This is a genomic window from Sinorhizobium terangae (assembly GCF_009601505.1).
GTDB classification, from domain to species: domain Bacteria; phylum Pseudomonadota; class Alphaproteobacteria; order Rhizobiales; family Rhizobiaceae; genus Sinorhizobium; species Sinorhizobium terangae.
The window spans coordinates 1-22993 of record NZ_WITC01000132.1 but is presented as its reverse complement, the minus strand read 5'-3'; the positions used below and the strand labels follow the sequence as shown (position 1 = coordinate 22993).

Here is a 22993-nt window from a genome sequence, read left to right as displayed (position 1 = left end):
CGCAACGATCGATATAGATAGATTCCATTTTTATCTATAATTTATTCCGATCAATGGCAACGCAACCGCCCAAACGGCGAGCCGGCGCTCAAATTCAACTAAAGCGAGACGGCGGATCTATCCTCCGCCGATGACGCACTCTCACCCCGAACCGGAAAATGCTGCAAATGCAATCTGCTAATCGTGACGGTCAGCCGATGATCGCGAAGGCGCCGCGCATGGGACCGGAAGCGTTTTTCACCGGCTTTTGCCCGATCCTCTGGACGTGGCGCTCCAGCACGGCGGCGGCGTTCTCGGTCTTGCCCTGACGCAGGTAGGCCAGAATCGAGCGATGGTCGTGGTCTGGCTTGACTTCCCAGTCCGACCGCCAGGTTGCAAACAGGAAGCGCGCGCTGACCGCATGCAGATCGTCGATGGCCGCAAGCAGGCGCGGCATGCCGCAAGGCGTCAGAATCAGCCGATGGAAGCGCCGGTTGGCATCCTCCCAGGAGCGCAGGTCAGGGGCGGTGTCGGCCTCGGCCGTCGCCTTCTCGGCCTCATCGAGGATCGAAGGCGTCAGATGCGGAGCCGCACGGCGAAGCGCCAGAACTTCGAGCGCGGCTCGCATCTCCGCAACCTCGCGAACCTCCTTGAGGCTGAAGGACGCGACCCGCACCCCACGGCGCGGTTCGCTGACGGCAAGGCCCTGCGCTTCGAGCCTGCGGAAGGCTTCGCGCACCGGCACATGGCTCGTTCCGAACTCCTCGGCGATATGGTCCTGCCGGAGCTTGGTGCCCGGCTCCAGTACGCCCGTCACAATCCGATCGGCAAGGATGCGGCTGATGCGGGTGGCAATAGTGTCTTCGTTCGTATTGGTCATATTTTATAGATAATTTGCAGCAGGCTCACTGTCGAGCCGAACAGAGAATTGCCGCGGATCTAGCCAGTAACGAAGGCTGCGGGGCAAGCAAAACATTCTGCAGACGTCGTCGCGATACGTGGTTTTGCGACCGCTGCCATGGCGGCCTTTTCGCCGCTTGGGATGTTTGCTCCCGCGAGGTCAGCCTGTAGTGCCGACGGCTAGCGATCTGCCAGGCGCTTCAGCGCCGAACTGCGCCTAGACGAAGCTTCTCTGACCGTAGCCTCCGTTTTTGCACTTGCCTTGGCGGCACCCTTGTGCGTGACAACCTCCATGAAACGGCCTGTGGCAGCTTCACGCTTAACCCACCCGCCCTTCACCGGCGTTGTCTCAGATCGCTTCTTCATAGTCCTAATCACGATTAAACCTCTGACTTATGCAGGCTTTTCCGTGCTCTGCGCAATGTCACGACGAGTGCCGCCTTTATCCCTTTGTCTCTTCGACTGCTATCCTCCATGCCGGTCCTAATCGCCCTGTCCACGTCGGCGCGCATTAGATGCATTGAACGGCTAGCAAAAGCGGCCGTGCGATTGACCGACAGCCGATGACGGCGTGTCCTCGCGCATTGGCGGCGTTTGATTCTGTCGACTGGTGGTCACAGCCCATTGATCCCGCTGCTCGCTGACGCCCTCGAACGGCGGAGGCAACGGAAGTCCCGACGAGCCGCCGCTGGCCGGCTGTGAAGCTCTCCGCCTTGCTGGGGAGTGCACGTTTGATGGAACGCAATCGCGCAGTGGGAGCAGCGGCGGCGGCCAAAGAAAGGAATTGCCGGAACTGCCGACAAGATCGGGAAGGCTCGCCTATCATCGGGCCTTTTACTACGTCCGCTACTTCGAAGCAGTTGCAGCGCTCAGAACCCACGGACACTTCGCGGCGCCGGATCGAGAGCGGCTTTCCGGAAGGGTAAACCGCCGAGGCGCCGTTCATACCACCGCTCGAAACAGTCACTGTTGCCAGCCGGGGCGTGAGCGTGAAAGATTGTGACGCCTCCGCCGCGCCGAGAAGAAAATTTCTTTCTCCATTTTTCTGTTTCACCATCTGCCCCGGCAATACGAATTGGTGGCGCAAAAATCTGACTCCAACGGGACTATTGCCGAACAGCAGAAACTCCCCGGTCGCCGTCATCTTTCGGTCGACGCATCTCGAACATCAAGGGAAGCGGTCTCGAACGATCGCACCCTCTCGGCCGCATCGAGCGCCAAGCTTCTCCAGAGCCGATGTATAGCCTTGGCTGCGTCGATCCAGGCCTGATCGGTGCCAGCGACTTCTAGGTCGGCAATGAGGCGCCCGAGCCTTGCGATGCAGTCGTCGATGTGGCCGCTAAGCCGAGCCAGCTGATCGAAGGTGACCGCTGGATGCGCCAGTATTCTGGGCACAGTCGCCGACGCTCGTTTCGCAAGATCTTCCTCGTCCAGGAGAGTTCTCTGCCACTCGCAAGTCATCGCTACCCCTTTTTCAGACCGCGACAGCTTCGCCGATGGGCGCGGGATTAGTCAATGAGCGGGGGGCGAATAGCGTGCGCGCATTCGACCGAACAGATTGTCGCAGCAGGCGGATGCTCCACCGTTTCGCTAGGATACCCGACCCGCTCTAAACGCGCGAACTCTGGTGAGCATAGTCGACGCGAGCGGTTTAGACTATCCTTTTGCCACTAAAACCGGCACAGAATGTCGATCATCGCGGCGTAGGCGATTGCCCGACGGGAGCGACACCCGGGATCGTCATGAAACATCGGCAGACTTCGTTCATCCCGGGACAGGCACGTCGAGCCCGGGGAAGTATTTCATGCTGCGCTTCCTTTCGTGAGGTTCGTGGTTAGGACAAATAAGGTCACGTTACACCTTCAGCACGGAGCGCCTCGCATTCAGTCCATCGACGGAGACTGGCTCAAGCTGAATACTCAATCTCCGGCCCTCTCTTTGGCGCAATTGAGTTAGCGCGTTCAGGCCTCCGGCGGCTTCGCTCCATCCAAGCGGCGGATCCCCACAGGCGGGCTCCCAGTCTATCGCGAGAGCCGACGCGGCGCTGATGCTCGAGCGTCACATCAAATTCTTGAATCGATCAGCGCGGATTGATTCAGAAATATCGTTGGACGTGCGACCCTGGTCCTGCCAAGCTGGGCAACATGACCCAGAATTGGTCCCGCCTTTATGTTCAGCGCATCGACGCGAGCAGAAACATGGCACGCTGCCATCCGATGTCGATCGAACCAGATCTCTTCCGTGGCTCTGCGCTCGTCCGTCGTTGGTGTCGTATCGGCACCCGCGGCCAATAGCGCATTCATCCGTTTGGGGATGATCGTCAGGCGATCAGTCGCTTTGTTTTCCTGACGCGACAAAAGCGAGCGCGCGGTTACTGGCCACTATCGTACTCTTGAGCTTGAGGCCTGGATAGGCGACGCGGGGCTGGGCGGGCATCGTCGCTCGGTACATATTGGTGAGATCCGTGAGTGGAGCGAATTGGTGATCACCATAGAAAGCAGGAAAGATTTTCGGAGGCCAAAATGCGGCCGGGCATCAAGAATAAGTGGCCGGAAGCTGTCGATAAATTCACTCGTCCCTCTCGGATCGCCTTCCTTCCAGCCGAAATACCTGCAAATTACGCGACTCAATTTCGATCACCACAGGCTACGGAGAAGATCATTGACGGAATCTCATATGGACATAAGGGAACGGAGACTCGAGCTCACCAGCCGTATCGTGGCCGCGTATTTGAGCCGTAATGTAGTTCCCGCCGGCGATCTGCGGCATCTTATCCAGCAAACCTACGCCTCGCTGGGCGGAACTTCTCTACCAACGAAAGCCGAGTCCACCACCGAAGAACAACGCCCTGCCGTTTCAATCAAGAAGTCCGTGACCGACGACTTCATCATCTGCCTGGAGGATGGCGGAAAATTCAAGTCCTTGAAGCGGCACCTGATGACGAAGTACGGTCTCACCCCGGAACAATATCGGGAGAAGTGGAAGCTTCCAGCAGATTACCCGATGACAGCCCCGAATTACGCTCGACAGCGCTCTGAACTTGCGCGCGCGACCGGCTTGGGAAGGAAACCGCCCGCGGATGCCGGGCCTCCCGTTCGCAAAAGATAGCCCCGATGTTCCGTTGATCCCCCCGAGAGCGGCCGATCGCAAGTGAGATGTCGTAAGCAGGGCGAGAGCCAACTAGGCCGCAAACTCATAAACGGACTTTTGTAATCGGGAAGAAGATGATTCAAAGGGGCCTTGATTTGGAGGCCTTGCGTGACCCGTCGTCGTTTCGACCTGACTGATTTCGAGTGGGCGATTATTCAGCCCCTATTGCCGAACAAGAGTCGCGGCGTGCCGCGGGTTGATGACCGGCGGGTGATCAACGGCATTTTGTGGCGGTTCCGCACAGGCTCGCCTTGGGCGGACGTACCGGAGCGATATGGGCCTTACACCACCTGCTACAACCGCTTCGTGCGGTGGAGAAAAGCCGGTGTTTGGGATCATGTCTTGCGTGAGATCGCAAAGGCCTTCGACGGCGACATCGTCATGATCGACAGTTCCTGTGTCCGCGTTCATCAGCATGCGGCCACGGGAAAAAGGGGGATCAAAACGATGGCTGCATGGGACGTTCCCGCGGCGGCCTGACGACGAAAATCCACGCGGTCGTCGACGCCGACGGCAGGCCGATCAGCCTTGATCTGACAGCAGGGCAAGCCCACGACAACCGGATGGCAGAACCGACGCTGCAGGACATGCGCGAAGGCGCGATCCTCCTTGCTGACCGCGCCTACGACACCAATGCCTTGCGAGACTTGGCCAAAGAAAAACGGGCTTGGGCCAACATTCCAGCAAAACGGAACCGCAAGGCCAGCTTCCCCTTCAGCGCATGGGTCTATCGCCAACGCAATCTGATCGAGCGCTTCTTCAACAAACTCAAACAGTTCCGCGGCATCGCAACCAGATACGACAAAGACCCGCGCAACTTTCTCGCTGCCATTAAGTTAGCCGCGACACGCATCTGGATCAGGTCGTTATGAGTCTATGCCCTAATCCCTTCGACATCTAAGAGACCTTGATACCCCCTTAAATTTTGCGATTTTAAGGGCTTTGCCTCGGTGGCAAAATACCAGCGTCGGGAAATATTCTGCCCGGCACCCGTTCGCCCGCGCCGCGTCCGGCCCCTCCGAAACGGCGGCTGCAGTGCGAAATTTCAGAGAAGCCTCGGCCTCCCCAGCCGGGGCTTTTTTGCGCTTGGTAGTTTCACGCCGAGCCGCATTGAGGCTTAGCCTGCTTCAGTATCTGTGAGATAGCATATTGAGAAACGGGTACTGTCCTGCGGAAGCCGTACCTGAGGAGGGGCCTTCCAAATGCCTCGTTTCAGGCGCATTCTCCGTTCTATCAGTGGTCATCAGCACGGGCACCGCTGGCTGAAAGATGCATACGCTTTCACCCCAACTACGGAGGCTGCGTCATGTACCCTTTCCGTGACTTTGACTGCGTCATAAGACCGGGGGACTTCAATCTCCTCCAGTGTGTGTTCGAGAAGGAACTCGCCAGGGCGAAGCTGAAAGTCGATATGCCGGAGGCTGACGCGCTCGCGAAACGGCTGATCACGCTGTACCAGGAAGGCGTTAGGAACCCGGCTGATCTGCTTGAAAGGTTGAACGATCACTAGAGCAAAAGCGAGCCCGCACGGAGGGACATGACATAGCGGGGCTCACTCAAGGGCCAATTTTTTTGGCTATCTTCATAGTGACCGAACGCCTCAAGTTGTCCGGAACATTGTGGCGATCAACGCCCGGTCGGCCCCTCGACCCGCTCGACAACATCGTCGCCGGCCTCGAGCTTTTTGCGCCTTTTTTGCATCCCCGAGCATGTTTACCGCGCTAAAGAAACCCGCCGCAGCCAAAGCCAGGGCGGGATCAATTCGACACGCAGGTGCGCGCCGCTGCGGGATATAACCTATAGCGTAAATCCCGGCCGGATACATTGACAAACCGCAAAGCCGGCGCTCGCGAGCTTCGCTCATCGGGCGTTTGAGACCAAAATGATTGAGCCAGACCGCTCCCTGCGCCCTGTGCTCACTAGAACGAGGCAAACCGTTACGGGACAATACGGAGGTCTTGTCCGGGGACTTATGGGTCCATTTCAAGCTTCGTCCAGACAATCGTCTTTTTCCGAGAACTCAAACCGCACTCGGAATGGCTGAGATTCTCCAGGCGCCAGATTGATATTGTATCCCCGGTCTTCAAATGCAATGTGCTTCCCCTCTAAATCGCCATGACCCGTACAGGGTTCGAGCGCGACGAATTGTTGATTTGGAAGAGACCATACAATCCAATGCCGTGCATCTGGTGCATCCACGTGAACTGTTCCATCTTGCCCGATGAGCGACAGCCTCCGACTTCTGGCATTCAAAAAACAAAGTGCTTCGTCTTGAAAAAGACCTTCATGCAAATGGAGGAGGCGCCCATGCAATGGAACTCTCCTCCGATCAGTTTTAATCAACCCCTGCGACGATATACATGGAACAAACGGCGATTCCGCCTCCTCAAACTGCAATTTCCAGCTATTCTTGTCAGACGAGGTCCGCGGCCATCTAAACCCCGGATGAAGGCCAACAGAATACGGCAGTAACGAGCTAGAAGATCTATTTTTCACGCAAACATCGATGTTCAACCGTAAATTATTTATCTTGAATACAACTTCGACAATAAACTCATATGGAAACATCGTTTTTGTGAATTTTGTATCGTACGATCGAAGCGTTACCTCGCTCTCCGAGCGAGATACTACCTCAAACTCGAGCATGCCGATAAAGCCGTGGACAGGCATTGGATAACATTCGCCGTTTATTTCAATGGACGAAGAGGCGCTCCAACCACATGAAGGAAACATTAAGGGACAACTCTGATTCCAGGATGAGGGGTTGCCTGGCCACAAAAGATCGTTAGCGCCAATCCGCCAACTGAGAAGCTCAGCTCCCTGAAGGCTGATGACTGCGCGCGAGACGCCACAATGGATAGTGACAGCATTTTGCATGCGATGCCCCCTGGAAATAGGCGTTTTTTATCAACCCTGATCTTATATTCGTTGATACCCATTGAGGAATGATAACGGTACCGCGATCAACTCATCCTGCAGGCTGCGGCCCAAGCTGAAGCCAACGTCATCGCCATGGCGGTCGGCGGTGAGCCGGCGAGTCGATCATCCGCTTTCACTTCAAAGTAAGTGGCCCGTGCACCGTGCGATCCCCGAGGGTCAAGCAACCATGTTAGCACACGCGCCGTTCGAACTTCATTGCGTTCTAAACCAACGACCGACCAGATATCATCGGCGTTGCCGATTGCGCTGAAAGCTGTGAGAAAGGAATCAGGTCGGACAGAAGCCCTCGCAGCTTTGCTTCGTCCGGAAGTGTCGCCTCTATCGTTCTTTCCTGTGGGAGAAGGGGGTTATCCTTTGTAAGAGCTGACTGAGCCGAAAGTGGAACGAACGAGCTTCTAACACGGGCACCTTCTATTTCGTCGTGTCATCGTGCTATCCACCTGTAAACCATTTGAGGAAACATTTCGGCTCACAGAACTGTTTGACGTTGCGCGCTCTTAAGGTTCGCTGTGGCAAAAAATCTGAAGCGTGGTGATTAATTAAAGTACTCAGCAAGCGAGCGCCGCCGATCCGAGCGGGTTCGCGTACCATTGATAAACGGTTTTTTTGGCGCGACCTCCGGCGTCTCAAGCGAGATGGCTGTTCATCCCTCGCTTGAGAGAAATCGAACCGCGGACCCCATGCTGTCCGCGCTGGAGTTATCGGCGCACTCAATACTTAATACAGTTTTCCCGGTGCCATCACAGAAGTGCGGATACGGCCTTCCGCAAGGCCGCTGCGGAACGACTGCGCGTCCCGTTCTGTCGATGAGCGACTGGATGCCTCCCGGATCGTTCACCTGTCAAGGATGTCCAGATCGCCGGAGAGGCTGATCAGACCCTGATCGAACATCCCGTGGGCTGTTCTGGAGAGCGCGATGCCATTGCTCAGGCTATCAGGACACACTGGTCGAAGTGCGCCGCATCAACTTCGGCACGGCCGCCGTTAATTATCATCAGTCGGGTAATGGCGCATCGCTTGTCATCGGCATGACGGCAAGAAAGACGTCCTCGTCGTCGACTGTGGGATAATAGCCTGCCGGTTCTGGCCGGATGGCTGCGAAGCGTCGCGCGGATTATCGGGTGCTGGGATATGATCGAGTAACGGCACCCGTAGGAAGGGGATGCTCTTCGCGTGATCGAGATTCGGAAGTGACGAGTTCCCTCATATGTCCGTGCTAGCACGTGATCGGTTTTCATGAACCTCTTTCATGAAAACCGATTTTTCACGCACGGCAGCGTTTCTTTGTGCCATCCTCGACCGCCTTGTCCACAATGCTACTGCTCGAACTGTCCGGCGAGAGCTTGCGAAAGCAGCGACAAACACCACCATCCGTCGCTTGGCCGCGCAGACAGGAGCCATTCAGAACAACGACCCAGGAGAGCACCGACTGGCCAGCTTCGTTTCGACTTCACCGGAATGCCCAGTTTGGCACGAAATGTGCTTGACCTTCGATGAGCAAAGTCCATGGCGTAATCCGGGAGCGACAGTGAAGCAAGCTCCAAGGATAAGGAGTAAATAAATGTATGAAGTGCCAATCGATGAAATACACACAGCGTCCAGGGCGGCTGCCGGGATAACACTTAAGCAAGCCGCTTCCACACTGGAGCAAGCGCAATGTCGCCCCTTGACCATTACGGAAGTCGCCGAGTTCATTAACATGATGGACGCACCAGATTTCGACCAAATCAAAGCGATGGTTCTTGACTGCTCTGCCAAAGTCAGGACGCGGAAGTATGGTCGCTCCGTTGTCACGCTGTCTCCCGTGGAGGTTACCAATCGGTGTGCATCTAATTGTAGCTTTTGTGGCTGGCGGTCTGATAACAAGCAAATGGGTCGACTAAGTATTGATGAAGAAATCGTTGACATCCAGGTCCAATACCTACTCGCGAAAGGCATACAGGATATTGAACTAGTTGGAGGTGACGACATCCAATTTGTCCGTGACACTCTTCCGGTTCTCCTGCAGCGGCTGAGATCTCGTTTCCTCCCGCGAACTGGTGCCCGTCAGCTTCTGTTTTGCACGATGGCACTTACGGAGTCGCAGTATCACACGCTGGCGGCCTGCGGCGCTGACGGAATGATCATGTGGCAAGAGACGTACGATGAGGCTCTGTATAATCATCATATTTCGCGCGGGCCTAAAGCATACGGAATCGATGATGACTTTCATGTTGTGAAAGGTGGCAACGGGTTCCTGTTCAGGTTGCAGAGTCAGGATCGTGCGGCCAAAGCTGGTCTAAATCTTGCAGTGGGTACAATGCTGGGACTAAACAAGGATGTTGTTTTTGAAGTCTTGGCAACGATCCATCACGCCAGGTACCTTTGCAAAAAATATGCGCCCAAAGACCCTGTGGTTATTGGGATGCCTACTTGGAACAAATTAACGACCAACCAAATAGACAACCGTCCAAAGCAAATTTTAAACATAGACAAATATTTCTCGTTCTTCGCTTCACTTTACCTCCTCGCCCTGTCGGATCTAAATGTATGGGTATTCCCAAACTGCCGTGTTTCGAGGGCGTCTCAGATCGAGGCAATAAAAGTCGCAGGCGCTTATACGTCTACGGAAGTAAAGATAGGGCCTGGCGGGTATTTACCTGAAGCACTAAAGGATGTATGCGCCGGCAAGCGCAGCGACATAATCCAAAAGATGCATACCAAATTTTATGAAAAACAACTTAGCTCAAATGAGCTTTTGGAGCACCTCGACGATTTTGAGCAATTCCAGCACTATTTCTATCTACATGAAGATTTTGCGCGGGCGCTGGCCGCTGAAGACATTGAAGTTACGGCTCGAGGTGGCGCGATGATCTCGTGAGAGGGCGGGGAGAGCGTCGCACCGAAGCAGGAGACACGATCGAGGGTTTTGCCGACGCAGCATGGCATGCGCCGAGCTGGAGAAACCGCTCATGAAAGCCTTGCCGTCGTCCATGCCGCAGATGCCCTCCAGGCGCAGATCCTTAACAGCGAGCCATGCCAACGCCTCGGCAAGATCGAAGGCATTGGGCCGATAAAGGCGACGGCATTGATCGCAGCTGTCGGTGACAGAACCTGCTTCAAGAACGGCCGTCAGTTCGCGGCCTGGCTGGGCCTTGTGCCGAAGCAGCGACCCAGTGGAGGACTGGTCCGACTGTTCGGCATCAGCAAACGCGGCTTATTTGCGCACGCTGATGATCCACGGCGCTCGCGCCGCTCTGGGTCGCGCAGCAGCAAACAGGATCCGCGGAGCCTCTGGCTAGGCAAGTTGCGGCAACGGCAGCGTGTATTGCGAAACAGTCAGTTCCATCCAAATTTGATAGCCACCTTAACCTTTCTTAAGTGTTAACAGGCCCTAAGCGGTAATTTTCGCCAGTTACCGTTCGAGCATCACTTATTTCGAATGAGCAAGCGCTTCGGAGGCGTGAAGTACCGATATTTGCCGGTAAGCGTTCCATTGACGAACTGGAGGCCGTGATCGCCATAGATCATATCCTCACGTGCGTAACCGTCCGCTATGGCCACGTGATTGTTGCCGCCAACTGTCTTCCGGACAGTCTTCACCCGATGGCTGGCTGGCGGCGAGCCGAGCATTTCAACTATGGCATCGCGCGGTGTACCCAACTTTAGGGTGTCAAACTGTTCGACAGGAAACATCCCGGCTACCTCGATGAGCTCAGCTTTCATTCCCGGGAGATCTTCAGATCCAATTGGCTTGCGAACCACAACTTTCTCGATGCTGTGTGAATGGATTGGAATGCCAGGGTGCGCGTCCCATTTAATGTAATGATCGGAGCGGAAGATTTCCCAGCCGGCTTCTGTATAGATGGCCTCCAGCTCTCCGCGCGAGAACGATTTCTTGTGACCAGATGCCAACGCCTCCTTAGAAATAGGATGGTCTGGTCGGTCGAGCGTGTTGGTAAAGCAGTGAAATCCTCCAGGCCGCGTCCGATCGATTAAGGTGGTGACGAGCGGTTTCCAGACGGTCCGTTCCGTGAAATGCAACACGGAATGCGCTATAAAGACGTCGAGGTAAGCAGGCGGCTGGAAGTCTTCAACACGAGCCACACCGCTCGTTATGTTTACGCCAAGATCGCCCGCCAGCCGGTTCAGCTTGGAGATGGCGGCTTCAGAGGCGTCGGTCGCGATCACCTGATGATCAAAATGAGCCAAATAGAGGGCATTGCGCCCCTCGCCGCAACCCAGTTCGACAACCACGCTCTTCGCGCGGAGAGCTGGTGCTATCTCGAAGATTTCGGGGCTGGGACCACCCATACACGATACATTGGGATCGACGTAGCCCGAATCCCACCATAAGGGTGAATGCTTCGCTTCCTCTTGCATACTGCACCTCACGCAGCCTGATATTGCTCTTCAAGGGCCAGCACCGTCCCCGAGTAAAACATTCGCGCCACAATACTCGAATATTTGAATCCCGTGTGAGTCAGTTGATAAGTATCACCGTCTGCCAAGTCGACGAGTTGCAGACATTCGAGCGCCTTGAGCTCTTCGCTGAAATCGGCCGCCAGTTCGCGTCCGAATACTGAAGCGTAATTCTTCCTGCTCAGTGAGGACAACGTGAGGCCAAGCAGGACGTAGCGACGCGCGAGATCTCCCGGCGTCAGTTTGATTCCGTGCGATGCTATCGCGTCAGGCTCGAAGGAGCGAGCCGAGAACGCGTCGATGATTGATGAAGCGGCCCGAGAATTGACGGCATACTCCGTGCCATAGTGATATTGCCCGGAATAGCTTCTGGCGCTCACTCCCAATCCTAGCAGCGGCGTTCCCTCGAAATCCGAGGCCTCCTGCCGGTAGGCTCGGTCGCCAGCGATCTTGGTGAAACGCGCGAAGGATTCCTGACGGTAACCTTTGGACGCCATCAGAGCAACGTTCTGGTCGTAGACCTCATACTTTTCCTCTTCAGAGAAGAATAATTCGGGATTGTTCGCCTTCGAGGTCATGATGTTTGTCATCGGACGAACAACAACGGGGTAAAGAGAGAGTGTCTGCGGCTCATAGCCGAGCACGCGGCCAAGCGAAAAGATCCAGGACTCACGGGTTTGACCACGCAGGCCGTAGATCAGATCAAGATTGACGTGGGAAAAGCGTTCCGTCAGCGCTTTGATTCCCGCTTCTGCAGTTTCGACCGAATATGGTCTACCAGAGTGCGCAAGCTCGCTGGGTACCATGCTTTGGATGCCCATGCTCATTCGGTTGACGCCAATGGCCTTTAAGCAATCCAGAAGGTTGTTGTCGAAAGTGTCTGGCGCGCTCTCGACCGTAATCTCACATTTCCGGCTTCGTTTTGGAAATGCAGCGTCGAGGGCGGCGAAAAGCTTGCTGAATTGATGCTGAGTCAGCAGAGTTGGCGTGCCGCCGCCGAAATAGATACTTACAACCTCTCGATCTCCGAAGTACTCTCCATATCGCGCGATGTGCTCCGCCAGCCGAGCAACATAAGACTCCCGCGTCGCCTGGTTTTGACGCGTTGTAAGGAAGAGCGTGCAGTAGGTGCACCGGTAGCGGCAGAAGGGGATATGGACATAGATGTTGATGTGCTTAGAATGGCTAGCCTGCTCAACGACATCAGTTATGCGGAGTGGCTGCGGAAAAGCCCGATACGCTCGCTTGGAAGGATAACCATAGACGTAGGTTGGCAGCTCCTTTTTCGATATGCTTGTCCGAAGAAAGTCCAGATAATCCATGACCTAACCTGCTGATTGCCAACCCGGTGAATGCCTGAACGCCGTCGTTCGCCGAACGCCACAAGTTCATGCCTGGTGGTGATCAGCACTCCATGGAAGCTGCTAATCCGCTTTCCGTCCGGCGTTTTCGCCGCTTATGTTTTTCAGGTCTAGCCGTACGGCTTATGTGTAAAAAACCAGACGCCAGCAGATTATAACTTCAGCGGCTGCCCCTCGAGAATTCACCAATTGCTCCCATGTGCAGCCACCAAGACGCCTCCCGAACTTGCAGATGCTTCTTCAGCAGTTGTTCGGTCTCGCTAGGGTAACATATCGGTCTTCATTGTTGCTTCCCTTCTCAATGAGAGGATCAATCGGTGATGGCGGTCGGCAGCTCCTGCCGCCGGGCAACGAGAGACACTCAAGAGTCGTGCCAACTGCGGGGAAGAGACGCCGAACAGCCGTCCTACATTCTATTCAACAACTTAACTGCGAGCGCGGCAGCCTGTCGGTCGAATAGTCATGTGTCGCGGACGCGACAAACCAAGCAATTGAGAGCAACGCAAGTCACGTCGCGCACGGTTATCGCACGGCTAGGTATATCTCGGCTGCATAATTGTATGCCGACGTTGCATGCCGGGGATCGGCCGGCGTGCGTTACTGTGCGGCCCGTTATCTGACTTACGGAGTACGACGGATGTATCCAGGAGATGGCGAGTCGCCTGAAGGCGGTGCTCGCGATATGTCTAACTGGATTGAGGCATTGACCGGCGCATCTGACCCGGAAGCCTGGATCCAGAACTACCATGCGCTATCACGGCAGCAGGCTGGGCAGGCGGAATAACTTTGGGAAGCGCCCCCGACGGATGGACGCGTTGCAACTCAATTGGGAGCGGGAAGAACGTGGGGGTAAGGGTCTTCAGGTAATCGGGTGCCTTTGTGGAAGGGGCATTCGTGACAGCGCAATTGCAGATGATCGTCCCGATAGAGTTTGTTGGGATGGACGGCGTTCCGCAGGGTCGCGAGGTTGCCAACGTCGAACGGATTGTCGATGGAGCCTGCCTCGACAATTTTGGCCTTTCCTTGAAAGAAGGCAAAGAGATACAGCGGCGCCTGCAAGAGGAACTGACGCAGTTTCAGACCGACCAAGCCGCCCAGTGGAGTGATGACAATGGCTGAGAAGTTTACCGAGTTCGACGTGGCCGATCTACTCACCACTTAAGAAGCTATTGAGGCGTTCCTGGCCGAAGCAATGGAAACGGGAGATGCCAAACATATCGCTTCTGCCTTCGGCGCGGTTGCGCGCGCCAAGGGCATGACAAATATTGCCCGCAAGACCGGTCTTGCTCGCGAGCACCTGTATCGCTCGCTTAGCGAGAATGGGAATCCGACGCTCGAAACCACGCTCGCCGTTCTGAAAGCCTTCGGTTTTCACCTGATGCCGAAACATGATGTGGCCGCCTGATGCCGCAAAATCAGAGCATGACTAAGGCGGAAGACCCCCGGAAGGTGTACCGCACGAGTGAGACGCCGCCCCAACTAGCCGATATGCTTCTGTCCGAACTGGACAAGCGTCGTGGTGCAGGATCTGGCGATCGGGGTGCGGGTGGTCCGCTATGGTTTTGCTCCGGTTACTCCAACCGACGACAGATAATTCCGGACGTTACCCCATAGAACAGTTTCCAGCCGCCAGGCCGTCATGAGCTGCTCGGAACAGGCAAAGGAGATAGCATGGATCCCTTTAACAACGTCAATCCATCCCGCGTCTCAGATCTCGCCCGCACAGACGATGCAGGCTCGCAACAGCAGCAGGCCGACCAGGCGCGTTTTCAGGAGCATCTGAACGCGTTGCAGCCGGGCGAGCATCGGCAAGCCGTTCCAAACAGCCGTCTTGCCAGGCGGACCGGCTCACATGCAGATGCGGTTCGGCCGAGGATGCTGCAAGAGGAGGACGCCGGGGAAGGCGGTTCGCACTTGCCCTTTGCTCCACCAGCTCACTCACCTGCGCAGAGTTTTGATCAGGACGAGGTCTTTGCCGTCGCCGACCGCGCCGGGCCGTTGCCGGCTGCAAGTTTCGCTTCGGCGCAGTTCTGGCAGGATGCGGAGCGGGTGGTCCGCGCCGCGGTCGGACGCTGCCAGGTCGAGATCGATTACCGGGCCATCGCCGTCATCGAGCGTGCCTGGCGAAGGTTCCGCGGCGTTGAGCGCTGCGCATGGCAGCCTCCCGGATCTCGGGCCACAGCTTGGCTCGCGGGAGCAGGTCGATTGGGGGGTAAGGCCCGCCGCTTCGCAGGAAAGTTACGATCAGTCGCAACTTTGGCAGGAGGTGGACCAAGCCGGAAGGCAAAGACCTGCCGGTTGGGACCGCCCCTGGTCAGGGCCGTCGCCGCAGTCGGGTCAGGACATGGGGCCAGCTCGGCGGTCCGCGTCAGCTCGCTCGTCTGACATCTACCGCGGTCTGGACTCCCTGGTCGATTTGCCGTCCACACCGGCCGAGCTGCGTGATGATGCCCATTATGCCCCGCCTCGAGGTACAGCCTCCAACGCTCAGGTTAAGGCGCTCGATCCGCAAGCCTCGTCTCACGACCGCAGTGGGCTGGCGCTCGACGCCACGGAATGGCTGGGGGATCGGCACATCCAAAGAGATTACGAACTGCTGGCGCAGGAGCTGCAGAGGGAAAATCCAGATCTCGCCGCCCGAACGCGGCTCGTCGACCCGCTGATAGCCCATTACCATCTGCGCCTGGGCGCCGATAATGCCGCCCTCAGGGCCTTCCAGCGCATCGTCTATGATCGCAATGGCAATGATACAGCCGACTTCCTGTTCCTGCCTGTCAACGATGCCAGCGCTACCGATCCTGAACGCCGCGGCACCCACTGGTCGCTGCTGCTGGTTGATCGACGCGAGCGGGAAAGGCCGGTCGCCTATCATTACGACTCCGCCGGGCGGCTCAACGACCAGCCCGCGGCACAGCTCGCGCAACGGCTGGGAGCCCGCCAGGAGCCGGTCCGCATAACCCAGCAGCAGAACCGCTATGATTGCGGCGTCTTTGTGCTTGACGGCACGAGGGCGCTGGTCGGACGACTGGGGCAAAGCCGGCAGCCAGCCAGGCTGCACCTCGACAACCTCGTCATCGATCGGCAGGCACTCCAACGCCGACTCGGTCATGGGGCTGTTACAGGAGTCGCGCTGCCCATCAGCCAAGCCTCCGATCAGGCCCGAGCCGAGCTAATGGCTTCCTTCAGAAGCAGAGAGCGATCTGACGCGGGGCGTTGAGTCTCAGTGGCTACCGTCAAGCAGATCAGCGCTAGACGTCATGTTCCGAGGCGGAGATCGGTGGACCGCCCGCACGTACGGAGCGCGAGCCATTCCTCAACCATGCGCAGGCTGAGCGGAAAGCGAAAGTAGAGCCATACTGCGTGCGCAATGATCTCGGCGGGAAAGCGGTGGCGACGATAAAGCGGATCAAGAGCAACTTCTGACATCGTCCGTGTACGCACATCTTCATCAGCCGTCAGTTAACTTTACGGTGCCTTCAGATCACCATGCTGGAGCAGTAGAAATGACCAAGGCTCTCTTATGTTCATTTGCAAGCTCCTTAATCATGACTCTTTCCTTTCCGGCCTTGAGGACGAAAGCACGCATACGTGAAGCTGTTGAACAAAGGAGGAGGCAGGGCATTTTGACGACGGCTGGCATACTCTTATGCGCGGGTTGGGCACCGCATTTCCGTAAAATCCCGCCGAAATCGTTTAAAAGTAATACTTGAAAATAGACTCGACCGTACGATCGTTCTCTGGTTCTATCTTCGCGTATTGTTCCGGGTAGCAAGGGCGTAACGATGGCTTACGATTGGGATGGAAAGCGCACACGTCGGCTCCAAATGCTCAGGTTCATGGGAGCCGTGGCTATACCTGCTCTGCTATTCGGCTCCGCCATTGCGGCACTGCAGTGGACCGATATAGATGGGCCGGCCGTAAGGACGGCTCGCGTTCGCTAGATCTCCAGCGAAGCTGCACCATTTCAAACCAGAAAAGCACAAAGGGTCCTCCGTCGCATCGGCGGAGGCAGGGGGAACCATGAATTCAGCTCAAACCTTGACTTTCGATCCAATTGGGCCTGACGAGTTGGAGATGATCGGAAAGGCCTTCGAAGACGAGCTGCAAAGGCGAGCTTTGTCACGCAAGTCTGAAGAAGCTGAAGCGCTCGCCGCAAAGCTGATCAACGCTTATCAAGCAGGTATTCGCGACGACCTGGGCTTGAGTATTGTTGCTGGGCTGTCCTAGGGTACAGCGCGCGCATCGACGATACACACTGAGCCGATTGGTGGCCGACTGCTCAGCAGGCGGTCGCATGCATTCAATTGAGTGGCGGCGAGGGCTTCGCCGCCAAGCAAATATGACGCAAAGTGCCCGCTGAGCGGCGCCAAGCGAAACAAAGCGGTCGTCCAAATCCTGCTCGTGTTTCGAGGCTGGCCGACTGCCGCGATGTTACGGCTGCGGCAAAAGGTATATTTTATCAGATACCAAGGATTGACCATGACGCCGAAACAAGTAGTCGAGGTTTGGGTGGAGCGTTTCAATGCTGGCGATGCTCTAGAGCTTGCTGAACTTTACCACAATGACGCAATTAATCATCAAGTGACACAGGAGCCGGTGAAAGGCCGAGACGCTGTCCAGGCGATGTTTGAGCGGGAGTTCGCGAAAGCCAATATGGAATGCATAATAGAAGCCATTCACGAAGCTGGTGATGTTGCTGCTCTCGAATGGCGTGACCCGCTCGGGTTGCGTGGGTGCGGATTCTTCACAGTGCGAGACGGGAGGATAAGCCTTCAACGTGGCTACTGGGATAAGCTGTCGTTCCTCAAGATGCACGGTTTGCCGCTCGAATAACCGCGATTGCATCTGCCGGACATCAGACAAAGCGCGCGCGCGCCCGCTTTGTCGCTTGGCAAATGGTGTGGTTACCGTCCTCTCCTAGCGGCACCGCAATGTGCCAAGGTGACGTGGTGTAGTCCACATGGCAGAGAGGAAGTGGATCCAGCAAAGAATGTTTTCGTGCGGTCTGAAAGTCGCGTGAGTTTCTGTTTCACAGGAGGAGAAGGAATCCGGCTGTTTCATCAGCCGTTCCCTGCCCGGACATACGGAGCTGGTACCAGCTCGGTGTGACGCTCGGGGACAACGTAGTCGCCAGATAGTGTTGCCGATAACGGCAGAGACCAACAATTTGCCGCACCATATCGTCTTCGCTCAAGGCGACCGACAGCTGGCGCTTCATCGCAGATGAACCACCCGCCTTCGATAGAACCCTCTCATTCGAAACAGACAGATCGAACTGCTGCGTCATTCGTTTATCTCGAACTCATTCTCAGCACGATTTTCAGAGCCGCATTGCCTACCAGATTCGCTATAGGGCATCCGCTCGAACACATCAGGGAGAAATCATGGAAACCGTGGAAATCAGTAATCGCAGCGACTTCGCTCTGTGGGCAATTCAGCGCGCCCAACAAGTCGTAATGGCGGAAGGCGCCGCCTTCGCGATGGCCGCTCGCGACATGAACGAGGAAGCATTAATAGAAGCAGCGGCCGCACTCGGCAAAGCCATCAGCGACGCCATGATTGAGGTGTTCGATGGTCTGACGGCCGAGTGAGTTCATATGGCTTGGGGAGTCGTATTTGCAGGGGATGCAGCTCCTCCGCGTACCAAGCGCGGGCAGCCAAACTGCCGGCGCCCATTCGCGCACGGTTTGACCGGTTCGGCTCGCGGCAGCAGGTTCAGCACAGCTCCGGTTATCAGCCGGGAACCGAGACGGACTAGCTCCGGCAAGCCGATCCGCTCGATGAAGGGAAGTTGTCTATAATGGCACTCCCTGCCCCTCGCCGCCCCGGCCGGGCAATATAGATGATGTCCTCTCTCGCCGCGGTCGGGTTTTCCTTGTTCCACGCAAGCCCGAGCAAGATCCTGAACTCGACGTCGCGAGCTGGCCTGAGTCCGAAGGTGCGGCTCGGTAGACCCCGCGTCCATTCCGGCGCATAGCCGACGCCAAGGCCGGCGGAGACCAAAGACACCAGCGAGAAGGTGCGAAGGATGCTGACGCGTAGCACTCCGATCGCGATCAGATATTCCAGACGACATTATGCGACTTTGGACGCACAAAAGCGCATTCTGCTGGCGTCGTCCGATATCAGAGGAGACCGCAATGAAACTCGCATTAAAGCCTTTCATAAGCTTTGACAGCTTCAACAGTTGCTCCAGTCCCCCATATCTATGAAACCCTCGTGACCAGATAGCGTCCCATTGCTGAGTCGCGATAGTAAGTTAGGAATGCAAGCCTAGCATTCGCGTGAAGTGATAGATGTCATCGCCCGTCCGAGCCATTCAGAACATCGTTGTCACCACCGCCGACGGTGGCATCGCCGACATTGAAGCCGGAACTGGCGTCGTTGCCGACGGTCGCTGCTTGCTCCAACAGCAGTGATAGGGGATGGCTCGCTTGCACACCAGAGGAGGGATTCATGCTACTGAAAGATCGTATTGCATTTATTACCGGAGCCGGTCAGGGGATCGGGGCTGCGATAGCTCACGGTCTAGCCGCTGAAGGGGCCCGCATCATTGCAACGGATATCAACGGTGAGGCCGCCAAGCGAACGGCGGATGAGATTAAAAGCAACGGCGGGGAAGTATGGACTTGGACGCTCGACGTTGCAAACGCGGAGGCCTGTAATGTGCTTGCCAAAGACGTGGCTGAAACTGTCGGGCAGGTCTCGATCCTGATCAACAACGCAGGAGTTTGTCCACGTAACACCATAGACAGCCACGATGTTCGCAGCACTTGGGACGCTGCCTTGGCCGTAAATCTCAATGGCACTTTGAACGTCACTTTGGCGTTTATCGGAGCGCTGCGAGCGACGAAGGGTACCATTATCAACATGGCCTCGATCGCGTCCTTCGTTTCAACCGCCACTTCCATCAGCTATTCGAGCTCGAAGGGGGCAGTTAAAATGTTGACCCAGAATCTGGCTCAGGAGCTGGCCAAGGATGGTGTGCGCGTCAATTGCATCGCTCCGGGCACCTTTAAGACTCCGATGACGACTGCGAGCCGAAATGACCCGCAGCGCGCGGAGCGGTTTCTTTCCCGCATTCCCCTCGGACGCTTTGGCGACCCGGAAGAGCTGGTCGGACCGATCGTCTTCCTGGCATCTGACATGTCTAGCTATGTGACGGGATCAACGTTGGTTGTCGATGGCGGCTATCTAGCCGTCTAGTCATTTTGATAACGGCAGGGACCGCCAAGGTCGATCTGATGTTGCTAATGATAACAGCGGGAAGGGCAGAGACGATGATAGGCACGATTGGTCCAACCTAGCCTTCAAGATCTGCCGGTTCAGGGCAAGTCAGCAACGGTTAAGTTTCGGTTGAGCCGCTGGCCGTGCGCACATCAGAACTGTTCAGATTGCTGCTGTGATCGAGCGCACGCTGCGTTCTACGCCAAGCGATGCAACCCATTGGTCGATCCGCTCGATGGCAAGGAGCCACTGGCTTTTCGCACAAGACGATCCGAATATGCAACGCCTTCGGCCGCCGAAACAAGTCAGCATCCAGCGATGCCTTGCATGGTCATCTTTTGAACTTATATTGCACTGCAACAATAATTAGTCTGTAGCTTGGCTTTTGCATGGCCGCATGCTCCTTCACGCAAGGAGCGCGCGCTCCTTGCGCAATGACCGAAGGAGTCATCTGAATGACGAACTTAATACACGACATAGACGCTTTCGACACGTGCCGGGGTCACGTCGATATAGGTCACGCTGTCCGGCGCTTCCGCGAAGCGGTCGGATATAGCATTGAGGACCTCGCATTGACCTGCGGTCTGACTGGCGCCGAAATTACAAGGATCGAACAAGGTGCTGATGTCGACCCGGGCAGGCTCAAGCGCATCGCTGCTGCACTTCGAGTGCCAACCTCCATGTTCCCTGAACTAGCGGAAAAGGCCAGGACTCCTTAGAGCCCCCATGCTACCCTCAACCAACTGCACCACCACACAAAGTGAGGAAGAACCCAATTAGTGCCCGAGAAACCATCGCATTCTTGCTTTACCTATGCTCCCCGATTTCGCTCCGATCGAACAGGCTTTGCCAAAATCGAGCCCCAGTGCCTCGAGCAATCTTAGGCAGCCGCACCTCCGGCCTGTTGCACCCGCGTGATCGGCGTGCCGCCTTCGCAGTTTCCAAAGCCATCTCGGCTCCAGACACTCCCGTCTAACGGCGGCTCGCCTGGCGCAGCCCATCGGCGTTCGACGCAAAGTGCCGATAAGAACAATCTCACTGTTGCACAATCCACGCCGTCACCGCTGACGCGCCCGTGGACGGCGGTTTCTGGCGCGCGAGCGGGCGCTAGAATGTCGGGGATATCCGGAAGTCGCCACAGACCCACTGTTGCCACGGTGACGGCTGCCGCCTGCCCGAAAGCTGGCGCTGGCGCACTGCAGCGATTGCAGCAGTTACCGGATCTGCGATGCGACATACAATACAGAGCGACACGCTCTTAACCCCGCCAATTAAATGGTTCCGCAACGGCGAAGCGCGGTTCGAAGCGTTGTTGATTGCTGGATAAACCGCCAGTCACAATCAAACGATCAAGTTATCGCCTAGCCCACCTGTGCCCGGCCGGTTTTTTATTCACGGTTGCCGACAAAAACTGCGCCCCTCAGGGGTGAGACCGAGGGGGCTTCCTGCTGTGGGTTCGATTCTCCAAGGTGTGCTGCTTAAGCCGATCCTTCTACTGCCAAGCCGCTTTAAAGAAGCGACAATCGACTGACGTTCCGCTGCGGGATGGTTCCAAGAAAGTCATGGAGGTTCTACCATGGCCTTTCGCGGTGTGGCGTCTGTTTTGTCACCAGCGTCACCGTCATCGTACGGCCACCAGCTTAGCCGGCCCTCGCCTAGTGCCTCCTTCGCCTGCCGGCCTTCGAACCTTGCTTGCTGCCTGTTTGCGCTCGATTGCCGATTTTGCACTCGCCCGCGCGGTGGGGGCTTTGACGCCGGTCAACGCCTGGCGCCGCCTCACGGAGTTTCAATCAAAAAAGAACCTCGCTCGAGCGGTCGACAGAAGGACCCGGCTGTCACGTAGCGATAAAGGATTCGCGATCTCGCTAGCGGATGGGCTTTCTTCTGGGCAAGAAGTCAACGCCCCCTCTTCAGAGACGAGGCGATGAAGGTGGCGCTTAGGATCATCGAGGAAAGGTGACGCTCTGCGAAAAGATGGCGGTCGACGCCTGGCGCAGCGGTCTTGGCCTCGCCTACACATCCCAGCCTCTCGCCACGGAGAAGGAGGGCGCGGTGGAAACCTGACAGCGGAATCGGAGGGGCGGCGGTCCTTCAGGGTTACTGCAATCTCGCCGGCGTCCGCGACAACGTGGTGATTGGTAAGGATATAGCCTTTGTGGCCCTCGGGTCCGGCCTCGTCGGAGCCAGATTTTTGGCTCCTGCCACATCTACCAGGCCAACGCCCCAACGCTGCCCATTCCGGCGCAACATATGTTTTGGTTCGCAGTCCACCGAGCGTCCGCGCCCGCTCGGGGCGCGGACCTGTCGGTTCTGTCAGAAGTCCATGCCGCCTCCCGGCATCGGCGGCACAGGTGCCTCCTTCTTCGGCTTCTCAGCGACCATCGCCTCGGTGGTAATTAGCAGACCGGCGATCGAGGCAGCATCCTGCAGCGCGATTCGAACGACCTTCACAGGGTCGATAACTCCCTGATCGTAAAGATCACCGAATTCGTTGGTCTGGGCGTTCCAGCCATAGCCAAATTCGGTCTTCTCGCGCAGCTTGCCGACGATGATCGAGCCTTCAGCACCCGCATTTTCGGCGATCTGGCGCACCGGCGCCTCGATTGCACGGCGGACGATCTCAATGCCGTGTTTCTGGTCTGCATTTTCGGTCTGAACGCCATCCAGTACTTTGACGGCTCTCAGCAAAGCCACACCGCCGCCGGGCAGAACTCCCTCCTCGACCGCCGCCCGTGTGGCATGCATTGCGTCGTCGACGCGATCCTTGCGTTCCTTCACCTCGACCTCGGTCGAGCCGCCGACTCGGATAACGGCAACGCCTCCGGCAAGCTTGGCCAGCCGCTCCTGCAGCTTCTCGCGATCGTAGTCCGAGGTGGTTTCCTCGATCTGCGCCTTGATCTGGGCGACGCGGCCCTGGATCTCCGCCTTCGAGCCTGCGCCGTCCACGATCGTCGTGTTTTCCTTCTCGACGACAATTTTCTTGGCACGGCCAAGCATTTCGAGCGTCACATTCTCGAGCTTGATGCCAAGATCTT

18 protein-coding genes and 7 pseudogenes are annotated in these 22993 nt (G+C 56.7%); 16 read left to right on the top strand and 9 right to left on the bottom strand.

Annotated elements, in window-relative coordinates; translation table 11 throughout:
- Positions 1-190: 190 nt before the first annotated feature.
- Positions 191-859: a GntR family transcriptional regulator gene (locus GHK62_RS31845; protein ID WP_153442959.1), complete on the bottom strand. Its 669-nt coding sequence runs from the start codon at positions 857-859 to the stop codon at positions 191-193.
- A gap of 2164 nt (positions 860-3023) precedes the next feature.
- Between GHK62_RS31845 and GHK62_RS31840 the strand changes: the two are divergent.
- The 4 genes and pseudogenes from GHK62_RS31840 (at position 3024) to GHK62_RS31825 (ending at position 5539) form a co-directional block, all read left to right on the top strand.
- Positions 3024-3275: pseudogene (locus GHK62_RS31840) on the top strand (WGR domain-containing protein).
- 265 nt (positions 3276-3540) lie between these two features.
- Entirely contained in the window at positions 3541-3987 is a 447-nt protein-coding gene (locus GHK62_RS31835; protein WP_153442957.1) for a Ros/MucR family transcriptional regulator, read from the top strand.
- 150 nt (positions 3988-4137) lie between these two features.
- Positions 4138-4901, top strand: a protein-coding gene (locus GHK62_RS31830) for an IS5 family transposase (RefSeq protein ID WP_184108995.1) whose coding sequence is annotated in 2 segments (ribosomal slippage) — positions 4138-4453 and positions 4453-4901 — 765 coding nt in all. Because the reading frame shifts where the segments join, the coding sequence is not laid out codon by codon here.
- A gap of 434 nt (positions 4902-5335) precedes the next feature.
- The gene (locus tag GHK62_RS31825) at positions 5336-5539 is read left to right on the top strand and encodes a hypothetical protein (protein ID WP_153442954.1); all 204 of its coding nucleotides are present in this window, start codon (positions 5336-5338) and stop codon (positions 5537-5539) included.
- A 473-nt stretch (positions 5540-6012) separates the two neighbouring features.
- On the opposite strand, the gene GHK62_RS31820 is transcribed toward GHK62_RS31825, so the two are convergent.
- On the bottom strand, positions 6013-6906 hold the full coding sequence (locus GHK62_RS31820; protein WP_153442952.1) for an aldose epimerase family protein: 894 nt from the start codon (positions 6904-6906) through the stop codon (positions 6013-6015).
- Positions 6907-7679: 773 nt separating this feature from the next.
- Positions 7680-7997, bottom strand: a pseudogene (locus tag GHK62_RS34690) (HNH endonuclease); the annotation flags it as partial.
- A 533-nt stretch (positions 7998-8530) separates the two neighbouring features.
- Between GHK62_RS34690 and GHK62_RS31810 the strand changes: the two are divergent.
- Both GHK62_RS31810 and GHK62_RS35335 read left to right on the top strand, forming a co-directional pair.
- Positions 8531-9829: a hypothetical protein gene (locus tag GHK62_RS31810; RefSeq protein ID WP_153442950.1), complete on the top strand. Its 1299-nt coding sequence runs from the start codon at positions 8531-8533 to the stop codon at positions 9827-9829.
- Positions 9830-9976: 147 nt separating this feature from the next.
- Positions 9977-10336: pseudogene (locus GHK62_RS35335) on the top strand (transposase); the annotation flags it as partial.
- A gap of 41 nt (positions 10337-10377) precedes the next feature.
- Here the strand turns inward: GHK62_RS35335 and GHK62_RS31800 are convergent.
- Both GHK62_RS31800 and GHK62_RS31795 read right to left on the bottom strand, forming a co-directional pair.
- Entirely contained in the window at positions 10378-11331 is a 954-nt protein-coding gene (locus tag GHK62_RS31800) for a class I SAM-dependent methyltransferase (protein WP_153442948.1), read from the bottom strand.
- A gap of 8 nt (positions 11332-11339) precedes the next feature.
- On the bottom strand, positions 11340-12692 hold the full coding sequence (locus tag GHK62_RS31795; RefSeq protein ID WP_153442946.1) for a radical SAM protein: 1353 nt from the start codon (positions 12690-12692) through the stop codon (positions 11340-11342).
- Between the two features lie 951 nt (positions 12693-13643).
- Here GHK62_RS31795 and GHK62_RS31790 point away from each other — a divergent pair.
- From GHK62_RS31790 to GHK62_RS34685, 3 genes and pseudogenes are all read left to right on the top strand, one after another.
- Positions 13644-13829 (top strand): annotated as a pseudogene (locus tag GHK62_RS31790) (hypothetical protein); the annotation flags it as partial.
- Positions 13830-13899: 70 nt separating this feature from the next.
- A complete protein-coding gene (locus tag GHK62_RS31785; protein ID WP_327791116.1) occupies positions 13900-14136 on the top strand; it encodes an addiction module antidote protein in 237 nt (78 codons plus the stop codon).
- A 1011-nt stretch (positions 14137-15147) separates the two neighbouring features.
- On the top strand, positions 15148-15948 hold the full coding sequence (locus GHK62_RS34685; protein ID WP_380786128.1) for a Ulp1 family isopeptidase: 801 nt from the start codon (positions 15148-15150) through the stop codon (positions 15946-15948).
- A 77-nt stretch (positions 15949-16025) separates the two neighbouring features.
- Here the strand turns inward: GHK62_RS34685 and GHK62_RS31775 are convergent.
- Positions 16026-16157 (bottom strand): annotated as a pseudogene (locus GHK62_RS31775) (IS6 family transposase); the annotation flags it as partial.
- A 594-nt stretch (positions 16158-16751) separates the two neighbouring features.
- Here GHK62_RS31775 and GHK62_RS31765 point away from each other — a divergent pair.
- The gene (locus GHK62_RS31765; RefSeq protein ID WP_153442937.1) at positions 16752-16958 is read left to right on the top strand and encodes a hypothetical protein; all 207 of its coding nucleotides are present in this window, start codon (positions 16752-16754) and stop codon (positions 16956-16958) included.
- A 252-nt stretch (positions 16959-17210) separates the two neighbouring features.
- Positions 17211-17564 carry a nuclear transport factor 2 family protein gene (locus tag GHK62_RS31760; protein ID WP_153442936.1) on the top strand — a complete coding sequence of 118 codons (354 nt, stop codon included), beginning with the start codon at positions 17211-17213 and terminating at the stop codon, positions 17562-17564.
- 196 nt (positions 17565-17760) lie between these two features.
- Here GHK62_RS31760 and GHK62_RS31755 read toward each other — a convergent pair whose 3' ends face one another.
- Positions 17761-18018: a hypothetical protein gene (locus GHK62_RS31755; RefSeq protein WP_153442934.1), complete on the bottom strand. Its 258-nt coding sequence runs from the start codon at positions 18016-18018 to the stop codon at positions 17761-17763.
- Positions 18019-18115: 97 nt separating this feature from the next.
- Between GHK62_RS31755 and GHK62_RS31750 the strand changes: the two genes are divergently transcribed.
- Entirely contained in the window at positions 18116-18322 is a 207-nt protein-coding gene (locus GHK62_RS31750; protein ID WP_153442932.1) for a hypothetical protein, read from the top strand.
- A gap of 163 nt (positions 18323-18485) precedes the next feature.
- Here the strand turns inward: GHK62_RS31750 and GHK62_RS34680 are convergent.
- Positions 18486-18752, bottom strand: a pseudogene (locus GHK62_RS34680) (hypothetical protein); the annotation flags it as partial.
- A gap of 275 nt (positions 18753-19027) precedes the next feature.
- On the opposite strand from GHK62_RS34680, the gene GHK62_RS34940 reads away from it, so the two are divergent.
- The 4 genes and pseudogenes from GHK62_RS34940 (at position 19028) to GHK62_RS31735 (ending at position 20677) form a co-directional block, all read left to right on the top strand.
- The gene (locus GHK62_RS34940) at positions 19028-19150 is read left to right on the top strand and encodes a hypothetical protein (protein WP_268833838.1); all 123 of its coding nucleotides are present in this window, start codon (positions 19028-19030) and stop codon (positions 19148-19150) included.
- Positions 19151-19187: 37 nt separating this feature from the next.
- Positions 19188-19937: an SDR family NAD(P)-dependent oxidoreductase gene (locus tag GHK62_RS31745; protein ID WP_153442930.1), complete on the top strand. Its 750-nt coding sequence runs from the start codon at positions 19188-19190 to the stop codon at positions 19935-19937.
- A 184-nt stretch (positions 19938-20121) separates the two neighbouring features.
- A pseudogene (locus GHK62_RS31740) lies at positions 20122-20251 on the top strand (IS630 family transposase); the annotation flags it as partial.
- Positions 20252-20413: 162 nt separating this feature from the next.
- Positions 20414-20677 carry a helix-turn-helix domain-containing protein gene (locus tag GHK62_RS31735; RefSeq protein ID WP_153442928.1) on the top strand — a complete coding sequence of 88 codons (264 nt, stop codon included), beginning with the start codon at positions 20414-20416 and terminating at the stop codon, positions 20675-20677.
- A 1594-nt stretch (positions 20678-22271) separates the two neighbouring features.
- On the opposite strand, the gene GHK62_RS31725 is transcribed toward GHK62_RS31735, so the two are convergent.
- Positions 22272-22993: TCP-1/cpn60 chaperonin family protein (locus GHK62_RS31725; protein WP_272950348.1), on the bottom strand; the 722-nt coding region annotated here is incomplete at its 5' end.

Bases quoted from the DNA above. Each gene is read 5' to 3' on its own strand.
- GHK62_RS31735 (WP_153442928.1), top strand. From the start codon at position 20,414: ATGACGAACTTAATACACGACATAGACGCTTTCGACACGTGCCGGGGT.
- GHK62_RS31745 (WP_153442930.1), top strand. From the start codon at position 19,188: ATGCTACTGAAAGATCGTATTGCATTTATTACCGGAGCCGGTCAGGGG.
- GHK62_RS31750 (WP_153442932.1), top strand. From the start codon at position 18,116: ATGGAAACCGTGGAAATCAGTAATCGCAGCGACTTCGCTCTGTGGGCA.
- GHK62_RS31765 (WP_153442937.1), top strand. From the start codon at position 16,752: ATGAATTCAGCTCAAACCTTGACTTTCGATCCAATTGGGCCTGACGAG.
- GHK62_RS31800 (WP_153442948.1), bottom strand. From the start codon at position 11,331: ATGCAAGAGGAAGCGAAGCATTCACCCTTATGGTGGGATTCGGGCTAC.
- GHK62_RS31755 (WP_153442934.1), bottom strand. From the start codon at position 18,018: ATGACGCAGCAGTTCGATCTGTCTGTTTCGAATGAGAGGGTTCTATCG.
- GHK62_RS31795 (WP_153442946.1), bottom strand. From the start codon at position 12,692: ATGGATTATCTGGACTTTCTTCGGACAAGCATATCGAAAAAGGAGCTG.
- GHK62_RS31760 (WP_153442936.1), top strand. From the start codon at position 17,211: ATGACGCCGAAACAAGTAGTCGAGGTTTGGGTGGAGCGTTTCAATGCT.
- GHK62_RS31825 (WP_153442954.1), top strand. From the start codon at position 5,336: ATGTACCCTTTCCGTGACTTTGACTGCGTCATAAGACCGGGGGACTTC.
- GHK62_RS31845 (WP_153442959.1), bottom strand. From the start codon at position 859: ATGACCAATACGAACGAAGACACTATTGCCACCCGCATCAGCCGCATC.
- GHK62_RS31810 (WP_153442950.1), top strand. From the start codon at position 8,531: ATGTATGAAGTGCCAATCGATGAAATACACACAGCGTCCAGGGCGGCT.
- GHK62_RS31820 (WP_153442952.1), bottom strand. From the start codon at position 6,906: ATGCAAAATGCTGTCACTATCCATTGTGGCGTCTCGCGCGCAGTCATC.
- GHK62_RS34940 (WP_268833838.1), top strand. From the start codon at position 19,028: ATGTCATCGCCCGTCCGAGCCATTCAGAACATCGTTGTCACCACCGCC.